Annotated in this window: 2 protein-coding genes; both read left to right on the forward strand. The window is 77.9% G+C overall.

Annotation, left to right across the window (positions count from 1 at the left end; all coding sequences use genetic code 11):
- Positions 1 to 96: 96 nt before the first annotated feature.
- Positions 97 to 18,885, forward strand: coding sequence for an amino acid adenylation domain-containing protein (locus tag ACIP82_RS32880; RefSeq protein ID WP_400658797.1), 18,789 nt, complete (start codon positions 97 to 99; stop codon positions 18,883 to 18,885).
- Entirely contained in the window at positions 18,878 to 23,512 is a 4,635-nt protein-coding gene (locus ACIP82_RS32885) for a beta-ketoacyl synthase N-terminal-like domain-containing protein (RefSeq protein WP_400658799.1), read from the forward strand. Before ACIP82_RS32880 ends, ACIP82_RS32885 begins: the two co-directional genes overlap by 8 nt.
- Positions 23,513 to 23,561 lie beyond the last annotated feature (49 nt).

A 23,561-nucleotide genomic window follows, 5' to 3' on the forward strand; every position in this document is an offset into this window, starting at 1 on the left:
GTGAAATATGAACGACCCGTCCTGCTCCGGCCCGCCCCGGGGCGCCGGGGGGTATTCAGGCGGAAATTCCACTCACACCTATTGAGGGTTGGTGCCATGTCTGGCCACGAGGACGCCGGTCACCCGCTGTCGGGTGCGCAGAGGGGCATCTGGTTCGCGCAGCGGATCGACCCCGGAAGCGCCGCGTTCAACACCGGCGAGTCCGTGGAGATCCACGGACCGGTGGACCCGCGGCTCTTCGAGGCCGCGCTGCGGTACACGGTCGCCGAGGCACAGACCTTCCAGCTGCGCCTCGCGGAGACGGCCGACGGCCCGCGCGCCACCCTCGACCCCGACGCCCCGTGGCCCCTGCACCACGTCGACCTCGCCGCCGAACCCGACCCGGGCGCCGCCGTCGACGCCTGGATCGCCGCCGACCTGGCCACCCCCGTCGACCTCGTCGACGGCCCGCTGTTCACCCACGCCCTGCTGAAGGCCGCGCCCGACCGCTGGTTCTGGTTCCTGCGCGCCCATCACATCCTGCTCGACGGCTACGGATTCAAGCTCGTCGGCCGCCGCCTCGCCGAGGTCTACACCGCGCTCGCCGACGGCCGCGAACCGGAGCCGGGACCGTTCCTGCCGCTGGACCGGCTGACCGCGGAGGAGCGGGCCTACCGGGAGTCCCCGGCCTTCGCGCGCGACCGCGCCCACTGGACGGCGCGGCTGGCCGACGCCCCCGCCGCCGTGGGCCTCACCCCGCACACCGCGCCCCCCGCCGCGCCGTTCCGCCGCCGCGAGACCGTCCTCGACGCGGCGGCCACCGCCCGGCTGGACGCCGCCGCCGCCCGGTTCGGCGTCACCCGCACCGCCCTGCTGCTCGGCGCCGTCGCCGGCTACCTGCACCGCGCCACCGGCGCCCAGGACGTCCTCCTCGGCCTGCCCACCATGAGCCGGGTCGGCTCGGCGGCCCTGCGCACCCCCGGCACCGCCTCCAACATCCTGCCGCTGCGCCTCACCCTGCCCGCCGGGACCACCGTCGGCGGCCTGCTGCGCGCCGCCGGCGAGGAACTGGACGCCGTCCGGCGCCACCAGCTGTACCGGGGCGAGGACCTCCGCCGCGACCTGCGGCTGCTGGGCGACGGCGCCCGGCGCCTGTACGGGCCCGTCGTCAACCTCATCCCGTTCGCCAACGAGGTGGGCTTCGCCGGACACCCCACCACCTGGCACCACCTGACCGGCGGGGCGGTCGAGGACCTCCAGATCAACGTCCGCCCCGGCGCCGACGACACCGGGCTCTGGCTCTCCTTCGACGCCAACCCGGCGCTCTACACCGACGACGAACTCGCCGACCACCAGGACCGGTTACTGCTCCTGCTCGACCAGCTCGCCGACGCCGGCGCCGACCTGCCGCTGGCCCGCACCACCCTGCTGCACCCGGCCGAGCGGCCCGCGCCCGCCGGCGCGACCACCGACACGCCCGCGGCCCCCGACGCCACCCTGCCCGCCCGCTTCGACGCCCAGGCCGCCCGCACCCCCGACGCCGTCGCCGTCACCGCCGAGGACACCGAGCTCAGCTACCGGGCGCTGGGGGAGCGGGCCAACCGGCTGGCCCGGCTGCTCGTCGCCCACGGCGCCGGACCCGGCAGCACCGTGGCCCTCGCCCTGCCCCGCACCGGCGACCTCGTCGTCGCCGTGCTCGCCGTCCTCAAGAGCGGGGCCGCCTACCTGCCGCTCGACCCCGACTACCCGGCCGAGCGGATCCTCGCCGTCACCGCCGACGCCGCACCCCGGCTGCTGGTCACCCGGGCCGAGGTGGCCGACCGGCTGCCGGTCACCGCCGCCACCACCGTCGTCCTCGGCGAGGCCGGCACCGAGGCCGCGCTCGCCGCGCAGTCGCCCGCCGACCTCACCGACGCCGACCGGCCCGCGCCGCTCACCCCGGCCGACCCGGCCTACGTCATCCACACCTCCGGCTCCACCGGCCGGCCCAAGGGCGTCGTCGTCCCGCACGCCAACGTCGTCCGGCTGTTCACCACCTCGGCGGAGCACTTCGGCTTCGGCCCCGACGACGTCTGGACGCTCTTCCACTCCTACGCCTTCGACTTCTCGGTGTGGGAGCTGTGGGGCCCGCTGCTGCACGGCGGCCGGCTGGTCGTCGTCCCGCGCACCACCACCCGCTCACCCGCGGAGTTCCTGCGCCTGCTGCGCGCCGAGGGCGTCACCGTCCTCAACCAGACCCCCTCCGCCTTCCAGCAGCTCGTCCAGGCCGAACGCGACGAGCCGCCCGGCGCCGGACCGCTCGCGCTGCGCCACGTCGTCTTCGGCGGCGAGGCGCTGGAACCCGCCCACCTCCTGCCGTGGACCGAGCGGCACGGCGACCGGGCCCCCGCCCTCGTCAACATGTACGGCATCACCGAGACGACCGTGCACGTCACCCACCACCGCCTGGACGGGCCCGGTGAGCGCGGCGCCATCGGCGCGCCGCTGCCCGACCTGCGGGTCCACGTCCTGGACCACGCCCTCCAGCCCGTCCCGCCCGGCCGCACCGGCGAGATGTACGTGGCAGGACCCGGCCTCGCCCAGGGCTACCTCGGCCGCCCCGACCTCACCGCGGAGCGCTTCGTCGCCGACCCGTACGGCCCGCCCGGCACCCGGATGTACCGCACCGGCGACCTCGCCCGCCGCCTGCCCGACGGCACCCTCGCCTACCAGGGCCGGGCCGACCAGCAGGTCAAGATCCGCGGCTTCCGGATCGAACCCGGCGAGATCGAGGCCGCGCTGGCCGGCCACCCCGACGTGGCCCGGGCCGCCGTCGTCGCCCGCGAGCAGGGCGAGGGCGACCGCGTCCTGGTCGGCTACGCCGTGCCCCGGCCCGGGACGAACCCCGACCCCGGGCGGCTGCGCGCCCACCTCGCCGCCCTGCTGCCCGAGCACATGGTGCCCAGCGCCTGCGTCCTGCTCGACACCCTGCCGCTGACCCACAACGGCAAGCTCGACACCGCGGCACTGCCCGCCCCCGACTACGCCGCCACCGCCGGCGGCCGCGCCCCGGCCACCGAGGCCGAGGCCCTGCTCTGCCGCCTCTACGAGGACGTCCTGCGGCTGCCCCGGGGCGCCGTCGGCGCCGACGACGGCTTCTTCGACCTCGGCGGCCACTCCCTGCTCGCCACCCGCCTGGTCACCAGGCTGCGCGGCGAGACCGGCGCCGAACTGCCGATGGCCGCCCTGTTCGCCGACCCGACCCCGGCCGGGCTCGCCGCCCGCCTCGCCGCGGCCGGACCGGCCCAGGACGGTCCCGCCCGGCCCCCGCTCCGGCCCGCCGAGCGGCCCGACCGCGTCCCGCTCACCCCCGGCCAGGCCGGCCTCTGGTTCCTCGGCCGGCTCGAAGGCCCCAGCCCCACCTACAACATCCCGCTGACCCTCCCGCTGCCCGCCGGAACCGACGAGGACGCGCTGCGCGCCGCGCTCGCCGACCTCACCGCCCGGCACGAGGTGCTGCGCACCCTCCACCCCGACCAGGACGGCGTCCCGCACCAGCTGGTCCTGCCCGCCGGCCACCCGGCCGCCCGGCCCGACCTGGCCACCGCCGACGCCGCCGACGCCGCGGAGCTGGCGCAGCTGCGCCGCGCCGCCGTCCGGCACGGCTTCGACCTCGCCACCGAACCCCCGCTCCGCGCCCACCTGCTGCGGCGCACCGACGACGGCACCGCCCTGCTCGTCCTGGTGGTCCACCACATCGCCGCCGACGGCTGGTCCCTCGGCCCGCTCGGCCGCGACCTGGCCCGCGCCTACGACGCCCGCGCCGAGGGCCGGGCCCCCGACTGGCCGCCGCTGCCCGTCCAGTACGCCGACTACGCGCTCTGGCAGCACGGCCTGCTCGGCGACGAGACCGACCCGGACAGCCCCGCCGCCCGCCAGCTCGCCTACTGGCACGACACCCTGGCCGCCCTGCCGGACGAACTCCCGCTGCCCTACGACCGGCCCCGCCCGCGCACCCCCGGCCACGCCGGCGACACCGTCACCCTCCACCTGGACGCCGGCCTCCACCAGCGCCTCACCGACCTCGCCCGCGCCCACCGGGCCACCCTCTTCATGGTGCTCCAGGCCGCCTGGGCGGCCACCCTCACCCGCGGCGGCGCCGGCACCGACATCCCCGTCGGCACCCCCACCGCCGGGCGCGACGACCCGGCCCTGGAAGACCTCGTCGGCTACTTCGTCAACACCCTGGTGCTGCGCACCGACACCGCCGGCGACCCCGCGTTCGGCGACCTGCTCGACCGGGTCCGCGACGCCGACCTCACCGCCCACGCCCACGCCGGGGTGCCCTTCGACCGCGTCGTCGAGCACCTCAACCCCGCCCGCGCGATCGGCCGCCACCCCCTCTTCCAGGTGATGCTGGCGCTCCAGAACGCCGACGGCGCCGACGACACCGAACTGGAGATCGCCGGCACCAGGGTCCGCCTCGACCCGGGCGGCATCGGCACCGCCCGCTTCGACCTCATGCTCGACTTCACCGAGCGCCCCGCCGACGGCCACCGGGCCCAAGGGGTCGACGGCACCATCGAGTTCAGCACCGAACTCTTCGACCGCCGCACCGTCGAGCGGCTCGCCGCCCGGCTGCGCCGCCTGCTCGCCGAGGCCGCCGCAGCCCCGCACACCCCGCTCTCCGCGCTGCCCCTGACCGACCCCGACGAGGACGCCGAGTGGGCCGGCTGCGCCCCGGCCTGCGAACGGACCCTGCTCGCCCAGGACGGCGTCCGGGACGCGGTCGTCACCGTCCGCCGCTCCACCGCCGGGGCCCCCGGGGCCGTCGCGTACGTGGTGCCCGACGGCCCCGTCGACCGCCGCCGGCTCGCCGCCGCCGTCCGCCGCGACCTGCCCGCCGCCGCCGGACCGCTGCTCACCGTGCTGCTCTCCGCCCTGCCCCGGACGGCCGACGGCGCCCTGGACACCGAGGCGCTGCACCGCCTGCCCGTGCTCGACGACGCGCTCGCCGCCGCCTGGGAACGCGACCTCGCCCGGACCCCCGGCACCGAGGCCGCCGCCGCCGTCGTCCGCGACACCACACCCCCCGCCCCCGGCCTGCTCCACCTCGGCGGACTCCCCGGCACGGCCGGCGCGGGCACCGCCCCCGAGGAGCCGTCCGCGCTGCTCGACACCGGCCCCGACCCGGCCGGCGCCGTCCCCGCGCTCAGCGAGGGCCCGCCCCCGCCCCCGCTGCCCTTCCCGCACCTCGCGGCCGCCCTGCGCGCCGCCGCCGAGGGCACCGGCGAGATCGTCCACCTGCGCGCCGACGGCACCCACCGGCGGCAGAGCTACGCCGAACTCGCCGCCGAGGCCGCCCGCATCCTCGGCGGCCTGCGGGCCAGGGGCGTGCGCCCCGGCGAGACGGTGATCTTCCAGTTCGAGGACAACCAGGACTTCCTGCCGGTCTTCTGGGCCTGCGTCGCCGGCGGCGTCACCGTCCTGCCGATGGGCGCCCCCGCCTCCTACCGGGACGCCTCACCGCTGCGCGACAAGGTCGAACGGATCTGGGAGGCGCTCGGCCGGCCCCGCATCGCGGCCGGTACCGCCGCCGGCGCCGCCCTGCGCGCCCGCGCCGCCGACCAGGGCTGGACCGACCTCGACGTACTGGTCGCCGACGAGCTGCGCACCGGCGAGCCCGCCACCGACTGGCACCAGGCCGGCCCCGACGACACCGCGCTGCTGCTCCTCACCTCCGGCAGCACCGGCCTGCCCAAGCGGGTCACCGTCACCCACGGCATGGTGCTCAACCGCTCGGCGGCCACCGCCCGGCTCAACGCCCTCGGCCCGGACGAGACCACCTTCAACTGGATCCCGCTCGACCACGTCACCGGCGTGGTGATGTTCCACATCCGCGACGTCGTCCTCGGCTGCCGCCAGATCCACGCCCCCACCGGCTGGATCACCGAGGAGCCACTGCGCTGGCTCGACGCCCTGCACCACTGGCGGGCCACCGTCACCTGGGCGCCCAACTTCGCCTTCGGCCTGGTCAGCGAGCGGGTCGCGGCCGAACCCGGCCGCGGCTGGGACCTCTCCGCGCTCAAGCTCGTGATGAACGCCGGCGAGGTCGTCGTCCCCCGGGTCGTCCGCCAGTGGCTGCGCCAGCTGGAGCCGTACGGCCTGGACCAGACGGTGATGCACCCCGGCTGGGGCATGTCCGAGACCAGCTCCGTCGTCACCGACACCTCCTACACCCCCACCGGGCCCGGCTCCGACGACACCTATGTGAGCTGCGGCAGGCCCTACCCGGGCTTCGCGATGCGCGTCGTCGACGACCACGACCGGATCGTCCCCGAGGAGCGCGTCGGCCACCTCCAGGTGCGCGGCCCCTCCGTGACCCCCGGCTACCACGAGAACCCCGAGAAGAACGCCGAGTCCTTCACCGCCGACGGCTGGTTCCGCACCGGCGACCTCGCCCTGCTGCGCGACGGCGAGCTCTACCTCACCGGCCGGGCCAAGGACGTCATCATCGTCAACGGCGTCAACCACCCCAGCCACGAGATCGAGGACGCCGTCGAGGAGAGCGCGGGCGTCCTGCGCGCCTGCACCGCCGCCGTCGCCGTCCGCACCTCCGCCACCGCCACCACCGACGAGATCGCGGTGTTCTGCTGCCCCGCGCCCGGCACCGACGAGCGCGCCCTGCTCACCGAGATCGCCGGCCGGGTCACCCGGCAGACCGGCGCCGCCCCGGCGTTCGTCCTGCCCGTCGCCCCCGCCGACATCCCCAAGACCGAGATCGGCAAGATCCAGCGGACCCTGCTCCGCAAGCGCCTGGAGGCCGGCGAGTTCACCGAGGTCATCCGCCGCACCGACCTGCTGCTCGGCACCGAACGCACCCTGCCCGACTGGTTCCACCGGCCGGTCTGGCAGCGCACCCGGCCCGTCCACGCCGCCACCGCGCACCCCGCTCCGACCCTCGTCCTCACCGGCGGGGCCGGCGACCGCTCGCACGCCGTCGGCACCGCGCTGGCCGCCCTGCTCACCGCCGACGGTTCCCCGGCCGAGGTCGTCACCGGCCCGGACGCCCTCCGCGGGCGCGCCGCCGCCCGGATCGTCGACCTGCGGCTGCTCGCCGACCCCGGCCCGGCCGACCGGGCACCCGCCGACCCGCTGGCCGCCACCACCCCGCTGACCCGGCTGATCGAGGCGCTCACACCCCCGCCGGCCGACACCCCGGACGGCCCCGGACACACCGTCACCCTCGAAGTCGCCGCCCGGCACAGCCACGCCGTCCACCCCGGCGAGCCGGTCCGCCCCGAACGCGCCGCCGCCGTCGCCGTCCTGCGCAGCGCCGTCCAGGAACTGCCCTGGCTCGACGGCCGCTGGACCGACCTCGGCCCCGACGGGGAGGAGCCGGACCTGACCGCCCGCCGGCTCCACCAGGAGATCACCACCCCGCCCGCCGACCCCGACGTCGCCCTGCGCCCCGACGGCCGCTGGACCAGCAGCCTCGCCCCGCTGCCCGCGCCCGAGGAGGACCCCGCCGCCGGACCGGTCTTCGAGGAGGGCGGCCACTACCTGATCACCGGCGGCCTCGGCGGCGTCGGCACCGAGACCGCCCGCCACCTGCTCACCCGCTACCGCGTCCGGCTCACCCTGATCGGCCGCCACCCCGCCGCCACCCGCCCCGAACAGGCCGCCGCGCTGCGCGAACTCCAGGCGCTCGGCGACGTCCGCCACCGCACCGCCGACGTCACCGACCCCGAGGCCGTGCGGCACGCCCTCGCCGAGGCCCGCGCCGAGTACGGCGAACTCGCCGGCGTGCTCCACCTCGCCGGCCACTTCGCCGAACACCCGCTCACCGCCACCACCGCGGACCAGTGGGAACGCGCCATGGCCGCCAAGGCCACCGGCGCCGCCGTCCTCACCGAGGAACTGCGCGACCGGCCCGGCACCCTCTTCGTCTCCTTCTCCTCCGTCAACGGCTACTTCGGCGGCGCCCTCGCCGCCGCCTACTCGGCCGCCAACGCCTACCTCGACGCCCTCGCCGTCCACCAGCGCGCGCTCGGACTGCGCGCCCACAGCGTCGCCTGGAGCATGTGGGACGACCTCGGCGTCAGCCGCGGCTACGCCCTCAAGGCGCTCACCCGCGCCCGCGGCTTCCGCCTGCTCAGCCGCCGCGACGGCGTCCGCTCGCTGGCCGCCGCGCTGCGCCACGGCCACCCGCACGTCCTGGTCGGCCTCGACCCGTCGGCCCCCTGGGTCCGCAGCCACCTCGCCGCCCCCGCCCGCCCGCTCCAGGAACTCGCGGGCTACCGGGCCGGCGCCCCGGCCGAGCCGCCCGCCGCCCCCGACGACCGCTTCGGCACCCCCGTCGGCTGCGCGCTGGAGACCCTGGACGCCCTGCCCGCCACCCCGGACGGCCGGATCGACCGGCAGCTGCTCGCCGGCCAGGCCCGCGCCGCCGAGGCCGGCGGCGCCCCCGCCCCCGGCCCGGAGCAGGACATGGCCCGGATCTGGAGCGAACTCCTCGACACCGACCGGATCGGCCGCGACGACGACTTCTTCGCCCTCGGCGGCCACTCCCTGCTCGCCACCCGCCTGGTCGGGCGCCTGCGCACCGTCCTCGGCCTGGAGTTCACCGTCGCCGACCTGTTCGCCGCCCCGACCCTCGCCGCGCTGGCCGCCCTGGGCGCCGAACGCGCCGCCGAACGCGGCGACGCCCCGGCCCGCCCGCCGCTCGTCCCGGCGGCCCGGCCGGAGAACGTCCCGCTCTCCTACGCCCAGCAGCGGCTCTGGTTCCTCAACCAGCTGGAGGGCCCCAGCCCCACCTACGACATCCCGCTCGTGGTCCGGCTCACCGGCACCCTGGACACCGGGGCGCTGCGCGCCGCGCTGGGCGACGTCACCGACCGCCACGAGATCCTGCGCACCCGCTACACCGACGACCAGGGCGTACCCCGCCAGGTGGTGCTGCCGCCCGGCGCGGCCCCCGCCGCGCTGACCGTCACCGTCGCCACCGGCGGCGAGCGCGAGGAGCACATCCGGCGGGCCGCCCGGCACACCTTCGACCTCACCACCGACCTGCCGCTCCGCGCCGAACTGCTCACCGGCGGACCGGACGCCCGCGACCACGTGCTCGTCCTGGTCGTCCACCACATCGCCGGCGACGGCTGGTCGATGGGCCCGCTCGCCCGCGACCTCGCCCACGCCTACACCGCCCGCAGCCGGGGCACCGCCCCGGCCTGGACGCCGCTCCCGGTGCAGTACGCCGACTACACCCTCTGGCACACCGCCGCACTCGGCGACGAGACCGACCCGGCCAGCCCGGTCGCCCGCCAGCTCGCCTACTGGCGCACCGCGCTGGACGGCATCCCGGAGGAGCTGCCGCTGCCCGCCGACCGGCCGCGCCCCGCGACCGGCAGCGGCACCGGCGGCCGGGTGCACACCCGGGTGCCCGCCCCGCTGCACCGCGCGCTCACCGACCTGGCCGCGGCCGGCCGCGCCAGCCTGCTGATGACCCTCCAGGCCGGGATCGCCGCCCTGCTGACCCGGCTCGGCGCCGGCACCGACCTGCCGCTCGGCTCCCCGGTCACCGGCCGCTCCGACGAAGCGCTCGACGACCTGGTCGGCTTCTTCGTCAACACCCTGGTGCTGCGCACCGGCACCCACGGCGACCCGGCCTTCCGCGACCTCCTGCAGCGCGTCCGGGAGAGCGACCTCGCCGCCCTCGCCCACCAGGACGTGCCCTTCGACCGCCTGGTCGAGGAGCTCAACCCGGTCCGCTCGCGCGCCCGGCACCCGCTGTTCCAGGTCGCCTTCGCCGTCCAGGAGACGCCCCGGCTCGGCGCCGGCATGCCCGGACTCACCGCCGAGGTGGACCCGGTCGAGACCGGCACCGCCAAGTTCGACCTCTTCTTCGCGGTGGTCGAGCGCCGGACCGCCGACGGCGCGCCCGACGGCCTCGACGCCTACCTCGAATACAGCGCCGACCTCTTCGACGCCGCCACCGCGCGCACCCTGCTGGCCCGCCTGGTCCGGCTGCTGGAGTCGGCGGCCGCCGCCCCCGACACCCCGCTCAGCGGCCTCGACATCGTGCTGCCGCAGGAGCGCGGCCGCCTGGTCACCGGCGTCGCCGGCGCCGGTGACGACCTCGAACTGCCGGGCGTGCTGGGCCTCTTCGCCGACCAGGTGGAACGCCGGCCGGACGCCCTCGCCCTGGTCGGCCCGGACACCGGCCTCACCTACCGCGACCTCGACCGGGCCGCCAACCGGCTCGCCAACCGCCTGCTCGACCGCGGCCTCGCCCCCGGCGACCGCGTCACCGTGGCGGCCCCGGCCGGCGCCGACGCCGTCACCGCCGTCCTCGCCGTCCTCAAGGCGGGCGGCGTCCTGGCCGGCACCGACCGCGCCCTGTCCACCGCCCTGCCCACCGCCCCGGCCTTCCTGCTCGCCGCCGAACGCCCCGAGGGCGCCCGGCCCGGCGGCCCGGCCGTGGTCACCTTCCCCGAGGGGCGGGCCCACCCCGACGCCACCGCGCCCGCGGTGCCCCTCACCGACGAGGACCCGGCCTGGCTGGTCCGCCCGCCGCGCGGCACCGCCGTCCTCACCCACGCCGCCCTGGGCCGCACCCTGCGCCCGCTGCTGCGCCGGACCAGGCTGAGCGACGCCGACGCGGTGGCCCTGCTCGCCCCGCTCGACTCCGAACGCGCCTGCTGGGAGATCCTGGCCCCGCTCACCCGGGGCGCGCGGATCGTCGTCGACCCCGGCCCCGCCGCCCCCGACGCCGCCCCGGCCGCCACCTCGGACGCCGCCCCGGCCGCCTCGCCGGACGGCGAAGGACCGGACCGCCCGGACGCCGCCCGGGCCGCCGGCGAGCGGATCCGCCGACTCGCCCCCCACGGCCCCACCCTGGCCTTCCTCACCGCCGACCACGCCGACCTGCTGCTGACCGCCGCCGACCACGACCCCGCCCTGGCCGACGCCCTGCCGGACGCCGTCTGGTGCGTCGGCACCGGCTCCTCGCCCGACCAGGCCCGGCGGTTCGCCGACCGCTTCGCCGTCCCGCTGCGCCGCCTGCTCGCCGTGCCCGCCGCCGGGGTGGTGGCCTTCGCCGACCCCGCCGCCGACGAGGACGGCGCCCCGGGCGGCGGGGGAGCGCCCTACACCCCGGTGGTGCCGACCGTCGTGCTCGACGCCGCCGGCGCGCCGGTGCCCACCGGCGTCCACGGCGCCGTGCACGTCGCCGCGCCGGGCCTGCTCGACCCGGACGCCGGGCCCTGGCTGCCGCCGAACACCCTCGGTGCCGCCCTGCCCGGCGTCGACCGCCTCGCCCGCACCGGACTGACCGGCCGGATCACCCCCGACGGCCGCCTCGACCTGCGCGGCCCCGAGGACGGCTGGGCCGAGCTCGACGGCCGCTGGACCGACCTCGGCGAGGCCGAGCGCGCCCTGCTCGACCTGCCCGCCGTCCGGGAGTGCGCGCTGCGCCCCCGGCGCGGCCCGGCCGGCCGCACCGGCCTGGTCGCGTACGTCGTCGCGAGCGGCCCGCTGACCACCGCCCAGGTCGCCCGGCGGCTGCGCGCCGCCCTGCCCGGCCTGCCCGCGCCGATCGCCGCCGTCCTGCTCACCGCGCTGCCCAGGACCGCCGACGGACGGCCCGACCCGGCCGCCCTGGACGCCCTCCCGGTGCTGGACGACGACCTCGCCGCGCGCTGGGAGCGGCGGCTGCGCGAGCTGCCGGGGCTGCGCGAGGCCGCCGTGCTGCGGGCCGACCGCGCCGAACCCACCGGGCGGGTCCACACCGGCCTGCCGGTCCACGCCCCGCAGCCGGCCGGCCCGGCCGCCCCGGCGGACGGCACCGCGCCGGACGAGGGCGTGGCGGCGGGCGCAGCCGTGCCCGCCCTGAGCGACGGCGGCCCGGCCCCCGAACCGCCCCACCCCGACCTGGTCTCCGCCCTGCGCGCGGCCGCCGCGGCCGGGCCGGGCGGCGGGATCACCTACCTCGGCGAGGACGGCGGCGAGCGCGAGCAGTCCTACCCGGAGCTGCTGGCCGACGCCTCCCGGGTGCTCGCCGGCCTGCGCGGCCTCGGCCTGCGCCCCGGCGACCGGGTGCTCTTCCAGCTCGGCGACAACCGGGACTTCGTCACCGGGCTCTGGGCCTGCCTGCTGGGCGGCCTCACCGCCGTCCCCCTGGCCGTGCCGCGCACCGGCACCGGCGACGAGGCCGCCGCCGCCCGCCTGGACGGCATCTGGCAGGCCCTCGGCGGACCGCTGGTGCTCACCGACGCGGCCCGCGCCGACGGACTGCTCGACACCGCCCGGCAGTACGGCTGGCAGGACGCCCGCACGGCGGACCTCGCCGAGCTGTCCCGCCGCGAGCCGGACCACGACTGGCACCGCCCGGACCCGGACGAGACCGTGCTGCTGCTGTTCACCTCCGGCAGCACCGGCCGGCCGAAGGCCGTCCCGCTCACCCACCGCAACGTCCTCGTCCGCTCCGCCGCCACCGCGCTCGCCAACACGCTGACGCCCGCGGACGTCTCGTTCAACTGGATGCCGCTGGACCACGTCGGCGGGGTGGTGATGTTCCACCTGCGGGACGTCGTCCTGGGCTGCCGCCAGATCCACGCGCCCACCGGCTGGGTGCTGGCCGAACCGCCGCGCTGGATGGCGGCGGTGGACCGCCACCGGGCGACCGTCACCTGGGCGCCGAACTTCGCCTTCGGCCTGCTCGCCGAGCACGCCGGGGCGGTCGAACGCGCCTCCTGGGACCTCTCCTGCCTGCGCTACGTGCTCAACGGCGGCGAGGCCGTGGTGGCCCGCACCGCCCGGCGGTTCCTGCGGCTGCTCGTCCCGCTCGGCCTGCCGAAGACCGCGATGCGCCCGGCCTGGGGCATGTCCGAGACCTCGTCCGGCGAGATCGAGGGCACCTTCACCCTGGACGGCACGGCCGACGAGGACCCGTACGTCAGCGTCGGACGCCCCTACCCGGGCTTCGCCGTCCGGATCGTCGACGACCGGGGCATCGTCCCGGAGGGCCGGATCGCCCGGATCCAGGTCCGCGGCGCCGCCGTGACGCGGGGCTATCTGGACGCGCCCGAGCACAACCGGGAGGCGTTCACCGAGGACGGCTGGTTCGAGACCGGCGACCTCGGCTTCCTCCAGGAGGGGGCGCTGACCATCACCGGCCGCGCCAAGGACGTCATCATCGTCAACGGCGTCAACCACGCGGGCCCCGAGATCGAGGCGGCCGTCGAGGAACTCGACTGCGTGGAGCGCTCGTTCACCGCCGCCTGCGCGGTCCGCGGCCGCGACGCGGCCCGGCCCGGCGGCGCCGGCGACGAACTGGCCGTCTTCCTGGTGCCCCGGGAGGGCGCCGACCCGGCGGAGACCGTCCGCCGGGTGCGCGGCCGGATCACCCGGCAGGCCGGGATCGCCCCCGCCTACGTCGTCCCCGTGGAGCCCGGGCGGATCCCCAAGACCGAGATCGGCAAGATCCAGCGGACCAGGCTCGCCCAGGACTTCCAGGCCGGGGCCTTCGACGCCGACCTCACCCGGGTCGACCTGCTGCTCGGCAACGAGCGTACGGTGCCCGACCGGTTCTTCCGCCGGATCTGGCGGCGCGCCGAACTCCCCTCCTACGGCGCGGATCCGGCCGGCCCCGGCCGCGGCGAGGTGCTGATCGTGCCCGGCCCCGCCGGGGCCCTCGCCGCCGCGCTCGCCGAGCGCCTGCGCGCCGACGGCCGCACCGTCCGCCTCGGCACCGGGGACGGCACCGGGGACGGCACCGACCTGCCCGCCGAGGCGCTCACCGGCGTCGACACCGTGCTCCACCTGACCGGCTACGGCCCCCCGCCGGCCGGCACCGCCGCGCCGGGCACCCCGGCCGCGCTGTCGGCCGGCTCCCGCGCCGCCGCCCGGCTCGCCACCGCCCTGGCCGCCGCGCCCGCCGCCGGCGACCAGCGCCGGGTGGACTGGTACACCGTCACCAGCCGGGCCCAGAGCGTCCACGACGGCGAACCGCTGGACCCGGCCCGGGCCGCCGCCGTCGCCACCGTCAAGAGCCTCGGCCAGGAACTCCCGTGGCTGCGCACCCGCCTGATCGACCTGCCCGCCGAGGACGGCGGCGACGGCGCCACCGCCGTGGCCGCCGGCCACGTCCTGGCCGAGCTGGCCGCCGCCACCGCCGAGCCCGAGACCGCCTGGCGGGCCGGCCGCCGCTGGGTCCGCCGGCTGCGGCGGCTGCCCGCCCCCGCGCCGCGCCCGGCCGGCCGGTTCTTCCGCCCCGGCGGCCACTACGCGCTCACCGGCGGCCTCGGCGGCGTCGGCGCCGAGATCGCCGAACACCTGCTGACGGCCTACGGCGCCCGGCTGCTGCTGCTCGGCCGGACCGCCCTGCCCGACGAGGCCGACCGGGACCGGCACATCGCCGCCGGCACCGCCCTCGGCCGCACCCTGGCCGCGCACCGCCGGCTCGCCGCGCTCGGCGAGGTCGACTACGCCGTCGCCGACGTCACCGACCCCGCCGCCGTGCGCCGCGCGCTCGCCGCCGCCGAACGGGACCGGGACACCCCGCTCGACGCCGTCCTCCACCTCGCCGGCGACCTCACCCAGCGGCCGCTGACCGGGCTGACCGACGAGGACTGGCAGGCCGCCTTCGCCGCCAAGGCGGCCGGCACCCGGGTGCTCTGCCGGCTCGCCGAGGAGCGCCCCGGGCTGCCGCTGGTGGTCTTCTCCTCCGTCAACGGCCACTTCGGCGGCAGCGGGCTCGCCCCCTACGCCGCCGCCAGCGCCTGCGCCGACGCGCTCTGCGCCGAGGCCGCGCGCACCGGGGCCGACGTCCGCGTCCTGGCCTGGAGCATGTGGGAGGACCTCGGCATGAGCCGGGGCTACGCGCTCACCGACTTCACCCGGGCCCGGGGCTACGCGGTCCTCGGCCGCCGCGAGGGCGTCCAGTCGCTCGCCGTCGCGCTCGCCCACGACGACCCCTACCTGCTCATCGGCCTCGACCCGGCGGCCCCCTGGGTGGGCAGTCACACCGACGGGCCCGCCCGGCCCGCCGAGCGCCTCGTCGGCTGCGTCGTCACCGAGCCCGGCGCGCCCGCCCCGCACACCGACGGGCTCACCCTGCCCGACCGCTACGGCGCGCCCGTGTCCTGCGCCGTCCTCCCGGTGCCCGGCCTGCCCGCGCCCGGCGACCACGACGGGTGGCGCCGGCTGGTCGGACGGCACGAGCCCGCGTCCGGGGACGGCCCCGGCGGCGCCGCGCCGCTCGGCCCCCGCGACGACACCGAACGCGCCCTGGTCCGGATCTGGGGCGAGGTCCTGGAGCGCGACCGGGTCGGCGTCGAGGACAGCTTCTTCGACCTCGGCGGGCACTCCCTGCTCGCCACCCGCCTGGTCAGCCGGATCCGGACGGCCTTCGGCGTGGACCTCGCCGTCGGCGCGCTCTTCGAACACCCCACCGTCGCGGCCCTCGCCCGGCTGGTCACCGGCACCGCCGGCGGGCCCGACGGCACCCCCGCGCTGCGGCCGGTGCCCAGGACCGGGCCCGTCCCGCTCTCGCACGCCCAGCGCCGCCTCTGGTTCCTCCAGGGGGTCAGCGGCTCCAGCCCCTCGTACCACATCCCGGTCGCCCTGCGGCTGACCGGCGACGTCGACACCGAGGCGCTGCGCGCGGCGCTGTACGACGTCCTCGCCCGGCACGAGAGCCTGCGCACCGTCTGCCCGGCCGGGGCCGGCGAACAGCTGGTCCTCGCCGCGGACGCCGCCCTGCCCGACCCGCTGACCACCGAGACCGTGGCACCGGGCGACCTCGACCGGCGCCTGACCGAGGAGGCCCGCCGCCCCTTCGACCTCGCCCGGGACCTGCCGCTGCGGGCCCGGCTGCTCGGCACCGGCGACGACGAGCACGTCCTGCTGCTGGTGCTGCACCACATCGCCGCCGACGGCTGGTCCCTGGCGCCGCTGTACCGCGACCTCACGGCGGCCTACCGGGCCCGCCTGGACGGGCGGGCCCCCGACTGGCCGCCGCTGCCGGTCCAGTACGCCGACTACACCCTCTGGCAGCGCGAGGTGCTCGGCGACGAGAACGACCCCAACAGCCCGGCCGCCCGCCAACTCGCCCACTGGAGCCGGGCGTTGTCGGGGCTGCCGGAGGAGCTGGCGCTGCCCGCCGACCGGCCCCGCCCGGCCGTGGCCAGCCACCGCGGCGCGCTCGTCTCCACCACCCTGCCCGCCCCGCTCCACCGGGCCCTGACCGAGCTGGCCAAGGAGGACCGGGCCAGCCTGTTCATGGTGCTCCAGGCCGCCGTCGCGGCCCTGCTCACCCGGCACGGCGCGGGCACCGACATCCCGCTCGGCACCACCGTCGCCGGCCGCGCCGACGAGGCCCTCGACGACCTGGTCGGACTGTTCGTCAACACGCTCGTCCTGCGCACCGACACCAGCGGCGACCCGGGCTTCCGGGAGCTGCTGCGCCGGGCCAGGGACACCGCCCTGGACGCCTTCGCCCACCAGGACCTGCCCTTCGAACGGCTGGTGGAGGTGCTCAACCCGGCCCGCTCGCTCGGCCGCCACCCGCTGTTCCAGGCGGGCCTCGTCCTGCAGAACAACGCCCGGCCGACCGCCGGCCTGCCGGGTGCCGCCGCCGACCCGGTGACCGTGCACGGCGGCACCGCCAAGTTCGACCTGTTCTTCGGCTTCCGCGAACGCACCGCCGAACGCACCGCCGGGGCCGGGCCGGACTCCGGTCCGGCGGGCGCCGCACCGGCCGGCCTCGACTGCGTCGTCGAGTACAGCACCGACCTCTTCGACGAGACGACCGTCCGGGAGCTGACCGTCAGGCTGGAACGGCTGCTCACCGCCGTCGCCGCCGACCCCGACCGGCCCGTCGGCGCGGCCGACATCCTCTCCGCCGAGGAGCACACCCGGCGGGCCGAGGCCGAGGACGGCGGCCCCGCCGGCCCGGTCCACACCCTGCCCGCCCTCTTCACCGCCCAGGCCCGCCGCACCCCCGACCGGCCCGCGCTGCGCTGGGCCGGACCGGAACCGGAGGACCTCGACTACCGCGAGCTGGACGCCCGGTCCGCCCGGCTCGCCCGGCTGCTGGCCGCCCGGGGCATCGGCCCCGAGCGCACCGTCGCGCTCCTGCTGCCCCGCTCCACCGGCCTGGTCACCGCCCTGCTCGCGGTCGGCCGGACCGGCGCCGCCTACCTGCCCGTCGACCCGGACTACCCGGCCGACCGGATCGCCTACATGCTCGACGACGCCGACCCGGCGCTGGTCATCACCGGCATCGAGCTGGCCGGCCACCCCGCCCTCGGCGCCGCCGACGCCCCGGGCGCCCGGCCGCGGCTGCTGCTCGACGCGCCCGCCACCCGGGCCGAGCTGGCCGCGCTCGCCGACACCGACCTCACCGACGCCGAGCGCACCGCCCCGCTCCGGCCCGACCACCCGGCCTACCTGATCTACACCTCCGGCTCCACCGGCCGGCCCAAGGGCGTGCTGGTCACCCACCGCGGCATCGCCGACTTCACCACCACCCTGCGCGAGCGCTTCGGCAGCGACGAGCACGCCCGCGTCCTGCAGTTCGCCTCGCACAGCTTCGACGCCGCCTTCTGGGACGTCTGCGCGGCCCTGCTGAACGGCGGCTGCCTCGTCCTGGCCGAGCGCACCCGGCTGCTGCCCGGCCCCGGCCTGGCCGACCTGCTGCGCACCGAGCGGATCAGCCACCTCATCCTGCCCCCGTCCGCGCTGGCCGCCCTGCCGCCGGACGCCCTGCCGGCCGGCACCACCCTGGCCGTCGGCGGCGAGGCCTGCCCGCCCGAGCTGGTCGCCCGGTGGGCACCCGGCCGGGTCATGGTCAACGCGTACGGCCCGACCGAGTCCACCGTCTGCGCCACCCTCAGCCTGCCGCTCGCCGCGCCCGCCGACGGCCCGGCCGGCGCGCCGCCGATCGGCCGGCCGGTGCGTGGCACCCGGGCCCGGGTCCTGGACGCGGCCCTGCGGCCCGTCCCGGCCGGCGTCCCCGGTGAGCTGTACCTCGCCGGTCCCGGGCTGGCCCGCGGCTACCTGGGCCGCCCGGGGCTCACCGCAGAACGCTTCGTCGCCGACCCCTACGGCCCGCCCGGCACCCGGATGTACCGCACCGGCGACCTGGTGCGCCGACGCGCCGACGGCCAGCTGGAGTTCCTCACCCGGGCCGACGAGCAGGTCAAGATCCGGGGCTTCCGGATCGAGCCGGGCGAGATCGAGGCCGTCCTGGACGCCCGGCCGGAGGTCGCCCGCAGCGCCGTCGTCGCCCACCAGGGCCCCGGCGGCAAGCAGCTCGTCGGCTACCTGGTGCCCGCCGCGCCCGGGACCGCGATCGACCCCGCCGCGCTCCGCCGGGAGCTGGCCGGGACGCTGCCGGACCACCTGGTGCCGGCCGCCCTGGTCGTCGTCGCGGAACTGCCGCTGACACCCAGCGGCAAGACCGACCGCGCCGAGCTGGCCCGGCGCCCGCTCGCCCGCCCCGCGGGCACCGGCCGCACCGCGCCGCGCGACGGGCTGGAGCGGCGGATCGCGGAGCTGTGGACGACCCTCCTCGGCCTCGGCGGGACGCCCGGCAGCGACGAGAACTTCTTCGACCTCGGCGGGCACTCCCTGCTGCTGGTCGGACTGCAGGGCGCGCTGGCCGAACTGACCGGCCGGCCGGTGCCGATCGTCGACCTGTTCACCCACACCACGGTCGCCGCGCAGGCCGCCCACCTGGGCCGCACCGCACCGACCGCCCCGGACACCGCCCCGGCATCCGGCTCCGCCGACCACGGCACGCCCGACCGGCTCACCGCCGCCCGGGAACGCGCCGCCCGCGCCGAACGCGGCCGCGCCCAGCGCCAGAACCGCGGCCGCCGCCCGGCCGGCCCCTCCCGAAAGGACACCTCCCAGGATGACTGAGACCAGCGCGGCAGCCGAGCACGGGCCGTACGAGGGGGCGGGCGTCGGCGCGGACGACGGGATGGACGACGGGACCGGCGCGGACATCGCGGTCGTCGGCATGGCCGGCCGCTTCCCCGACGCCCCAGACCTCGACCGCTTCTGGGCGAACCTGGTGGCCGGCCACGAGTCGATCCGGGACGTCGGCGAGGCAGAGTACCTCGCGGCGGGCGGCGACCCGGCCGGACTGGACGACCCGTACCTCGTCCGCCGGGCGTCGGTCGTCGACGGGATCGAGCTGTTCGACGCGGAGTTCTTCCACTGCCGGCCCACCGAGGCCGAGGTGATGGACCCGCAGCACCGGCTCTTCCTCGAATGCTGCTACCACGCCCTCGAACAGGCCGGCCACCAGCCCGAGCGCTCCGACGGCCTCACCGGCCTGTACGCGGGCGCCAGCCAGAGCAAGTACTTCCTGGCCAACGTCCAGCCCCGGCTGGCGGGCCGGGCGCTCTCGCTGGACTGGTTCTCGGCGGGCCTCGGCAACGACGCCGGCGCCTTCGCCACCCGGGTGGCGTACGAGCTCAACCTGACCGGGCCCGCCGTCTCGGTGCAGACCGCCTGCTCCACCTCGCTGGTCGCCGTCCACCTGGCCTGCCAGGACCTGCTCAACCACTCCTGCGACACGGCCCTGGCGGGCGGCGCCTCGCTCGACCCGCTGGCGCTGCGCGGCTACCGGCACACCCCCGACGGGCCGCTCTCCCCGGACGGCCGCTGCCGGGCCTTCGACGCCGCCGGGGCCGGGATGTCGCCCGGCAACGGGGTCGGCGTGGTGGTCCTCAAGCGGCTGGCGGACGCGCTGGCCGCGGGCGACCACATCTGGGCCGTCATCAAGGGCTCGGCGATCAACAACGACGGCCGCCGCAAGGTGGGCTTCACCGCACCCAGCCCGCAGGGCCAGGCCGAGGTGATCCTGGCCGCGCAGGCGGCGGCCGGCGTGGACGGCGACTCGATCGGCTACATCGAGGCGCACGGCACCGGCACCGCGCTCGGCGACCCGATCGAGGTCGCCGCGCTGACCGAGGCGTTCCGCGAGAGCACCGCCCGCGAGCGCTACTGCGCGCTCGGCTCGGTGAAGACCAACCTCGGCCACCTGGACGCCGCCGCCGGGATCGCCGGACTCATCAAGACGGTGCTCGCCCTCCGCCACCGCACGCTGCCCGCCAGCCTCCACTTCGAACGGCCCAACCCCGCCATCGACTTCGCGCACGGCCCGTTCTACGTCAACACCGCGACCGCGCCCTGGCCGGCGCCGGAGCACGGCCCCCGGCGGGCGGCCGTCAGCTCCCTCGGCATCGGCGGCACCAACGCCCACGTCATCCTGGAGGAGGCCCCGCCGGCCGCCGACCGGACGGCCGTCCCGCCGGCCGGTGACGGCTCCGTCGTCCTGCCGGTCTCCGCCCGCTCCGTCGTTTTGCCGGTCTCCGCCCGCACCCCGGCCGCGCTCCAGGAACTCTCCGGGCTGCTCGCCGGACACCTCGCCGCCCACCCCGGGCTGGCCCCCGACGCGGTGGCCCGCACCCTGGCCGAGGGCCGCCGGGACCTCCCGTACCGCAGGGCCGTCGTCGCCCGCACCCTCGGCGAGGCCGCCGAGCGGCTCGCCCGCCCCGACCCCGGCACCGACGGCTCCGGACGCCTGCGGCTGGCGTACCTGCTGCCCGGCGGCGGGGCGCAGCACCCCGGGATGGGCCGGGGGCTGTACACCTCCGAGCCCCGCTACCGGGCCGAGATCGACCGGGCCGCGGCCGTCCTGGAGCCGGTCCTCGGCCAGGACCTGCGCGCCGTGCTGTACGAGGGCGCCGAAGGCCGGGGCGCGTGGTCCTTCCCGGCGCTGGTCGCCACCGAGTACGCGCTGGCCCGGCTGCTGATCGCCCGCGGTGCCCGGCCGGACGCCCTGATCGGCCACTCGCTGGGCGAGTACACCGCGGCCTGCCTGGCCGGGGTGATGACGCTGGAGGACGCCCTGCCGCTGGTCAGCGAGCGGGAGCGGCTGCTCGGGCTGGCCGGTGGCCGCACCCTCAGCGTCGCGCTCGCCGAACCGGCCGTCCGCGAGCTGCTCTCCGGCCCGGCCGGTGCCGGGCTCGGCCTCGCCACCGTCAACGCGCCCGAGGTGTGCGCGGTCTCCGGGCCCGCCGACGCCGTCGAGCGGCTGGAACGCCACCTGAGCGGCCTCGGGGTCGAGCACCGCCGGGTACCGCTGCCCACCGCGCCGCACAGCACCCTGCTCGACCCCGTCCTGGACGCCTACGCGGCCGCGCTGCGGCGGGTCGAGCTGGCGGCGCCGGGCATCCCGTTCTGCGCCGGGCCGACCGGCACCTGGATCACCGACGAACAGGCCACCAGCCACGACTACTGGCTGCGCCAGTTCCGCGAGACCGTGCGTTTCGCCGACGGCGTGGCGGTGCTCCACGCCGAACTGGCGGCCAAGGGCCGCACCGCCCTGGTCGAGGTCGGTCCCGGCCGTTCGCTCTCCCGCTTCGCCCGGCTCGGGCTCGGCGAGTCCGTCACGACCGTCGCCGCGATGCGTCACGCCCAGGCCGAACTGGACGACCGGGACGTCCTGCTGGGCGCGCTCGGCGAGCTGTGGACGCACGGCGCCCCGATCCGCTGGACGGACAGCACGGACAGCACGGACAGCACGGACGCGGCCGGCCCGCTGCCGCGCAAGGTGCCGCTGCCCGGCTACCCGTTCCAGCGCCGCCGCCACTGGATCGACGCGCCGCCCGCCGCCGCCCCGGCCGCCGCCGGGCGGACCGTGTACGTCCTGCCCGAGGGCCTGCGCGACGACAACTACCCCACCACCCGGGCGCTCGCCGCCCGCACCCGCGGGCACCTGGTGATCACCGGCGCGCCCGTGTCCGTGTCCGCGCCCGCCGCCCCCGCCGCCGAGCCCGTGCCCGCGCCCGGCCAGGACGCCGCCGCCCGGCTCGCCGAGGCGGAGGAACGGCTGCGCGCGGCCGCCCCGCCGGCCCCGGCGGGCGAGGAGGAGCGGACGGCCGGGCTCAACCGGCTCTGCACCCTGCACACCCTCATCCACCTGCGCCGTCACGGCCTCGCCGGCGGCCCGGGCGAGACCCGCACCCGGGCCGAGGTGGTGGCCCGCCTCGGCGCCGTCCCCGCCTACCGCAAGCTCGTGCACGCCCTGCTCGACGGGCTGGTCGCCGACGGGGTCGCGGACTTCGACCCGGACACCGACACCCTCCGGTTCACCGAGGGTCTGGTGGCCCTCACCGGCCCGGCCACGGCGGGCCCGGGCGGCGACGACGTCCTCGCGGGCCTCGTCGCGGAGACCGGGCGGTCGCTGACCGCCCGCCACCCCGACCTGGCCGGCGAGCTGGAGCTGCTCCGGGACTGCGTGGCCGCGTACGACGCCGTCCTCGGCGGCACCCGCTCCGGCACCGAGGTCCTGCGCCCCGACGGCAGCGGCGACCGCTCCAGCTCGGGCGCCGAGCGGGTGCTCGCCCACGGCGACGTCGCGGTCTACCGCGAGCTGGTCGCCGAGGAGATGGCCAGGACGGTCCGGGAGGCCGCCGGCCGCCCGCTGCGGATCGTCGAGGTCGGCGGCGGCCAGGGCTATCTGACCTGGCCGGTGGTCGAGGCGCTGCGCGGGGCCGGGCCGGTGGAGTACCACTTCACCGACCTCGGCCGCTCCTTCGTGGTGGCGGCCCAGAAGGAGGCCGCCGACCGGGGCCTGGACTTCCTGACCTTCGGCGTGCTGGACATCGACAAGGGCGCCGCCGCGGCCGAGCTCGGCGGCTTCGACGCGGTGCTCGCCTTCAACGTCCTGCACGCCACCCCGGACCTGCGCCGTACCGTCGGCAATCTGCGGGAGCTGCTGCGCCCCGGCGGCCGGGCCTACATCCTGGAGGCCACCGGCACCCCGCGCGCCGCGACCATGACCGTCGGCCTCTTCGAGGGCTGGTGGTACTTCGACGACGACCTGCGCGAGCACTCCCCGCTGCTGCCCCCGCACCGCTGGGCCGGGCTCCTGTCCACGCTGGGCTTCGACCCCGTCCTCGCCCTGCCGGCCCCCGGCCGTGCCACCGCCCCCGACCACGGCCTGATCATCGGCACCCGGCCCGGCGGCGCCGTCGCGGACGGGCTCGCGGCGGCCCGGCTCGCCGAACTGCGGGCGCTGGGCGCCACCGTGGAACTCCTCGCGGACGGCGAGCTCCCCGGCGATCAGGCCCCCGGCGGTCCGGCGCCGGAGCGGACCCCCGAGGAGGACGCGCCCGGCGCGGCCCCGGCAGCCGCCGGCGGGTCGTTCAACCGCCGCCCCGACCTCGCCACGGCCTACGTCGCCCCCGTCACCGAGCTGGAGAAGCTGGTCACCCGCCACTGGGCCGCCGTGCTCGGCCTCGACGAGGTCGGCGTCGAGGACAACTTCTTCGACCTCGGCGGCGAATCGCTGCTGGTTCTCCAGATGGCGAGCCGGCTGCGTGACGAACTGTCGGTCGACCTCGCCGTCAAGAAGCTGTTCGAGAACCTGACGGTGGCCGCCGTCGTCCGCGAGATCGAGGCCCTCCGGCAGAACGCCGCGCCCGCCCCGGAGCGGATCGCCCCCAGCCGGCGGCGCGGCGGCCGGAGCTGACCACCCGCCGGGTGGGCGGCCGGTTCCGCCCACCCGGCCCCCCGACCCG

It is taken from the genome of Kitasatospora sp. NPDC088548 (assembly GCF_044753005.1).
Lineage (GTDB): Bacteria > Actinomycetota > Actinomycetes > Streptomycetales > Streptomycetaceae > Kitasatospora.

Coding starts and splice junctions, on each gene's coding strand:
- ACIP82_RS32885 (WP_400658799.1), top strand. CDS start 18,878: ATGACTGAGACCAGCGCGGCAGCCGAGCACGGGCCGTACGAGGGGGCG.
- ACIP82_RS32880 (WP_400658797.1), top strand. CDS start 97: ATGTCTGGCCACGAGGACGCCGGTCACCCGCTGTCGGGTGCGCAGAGG.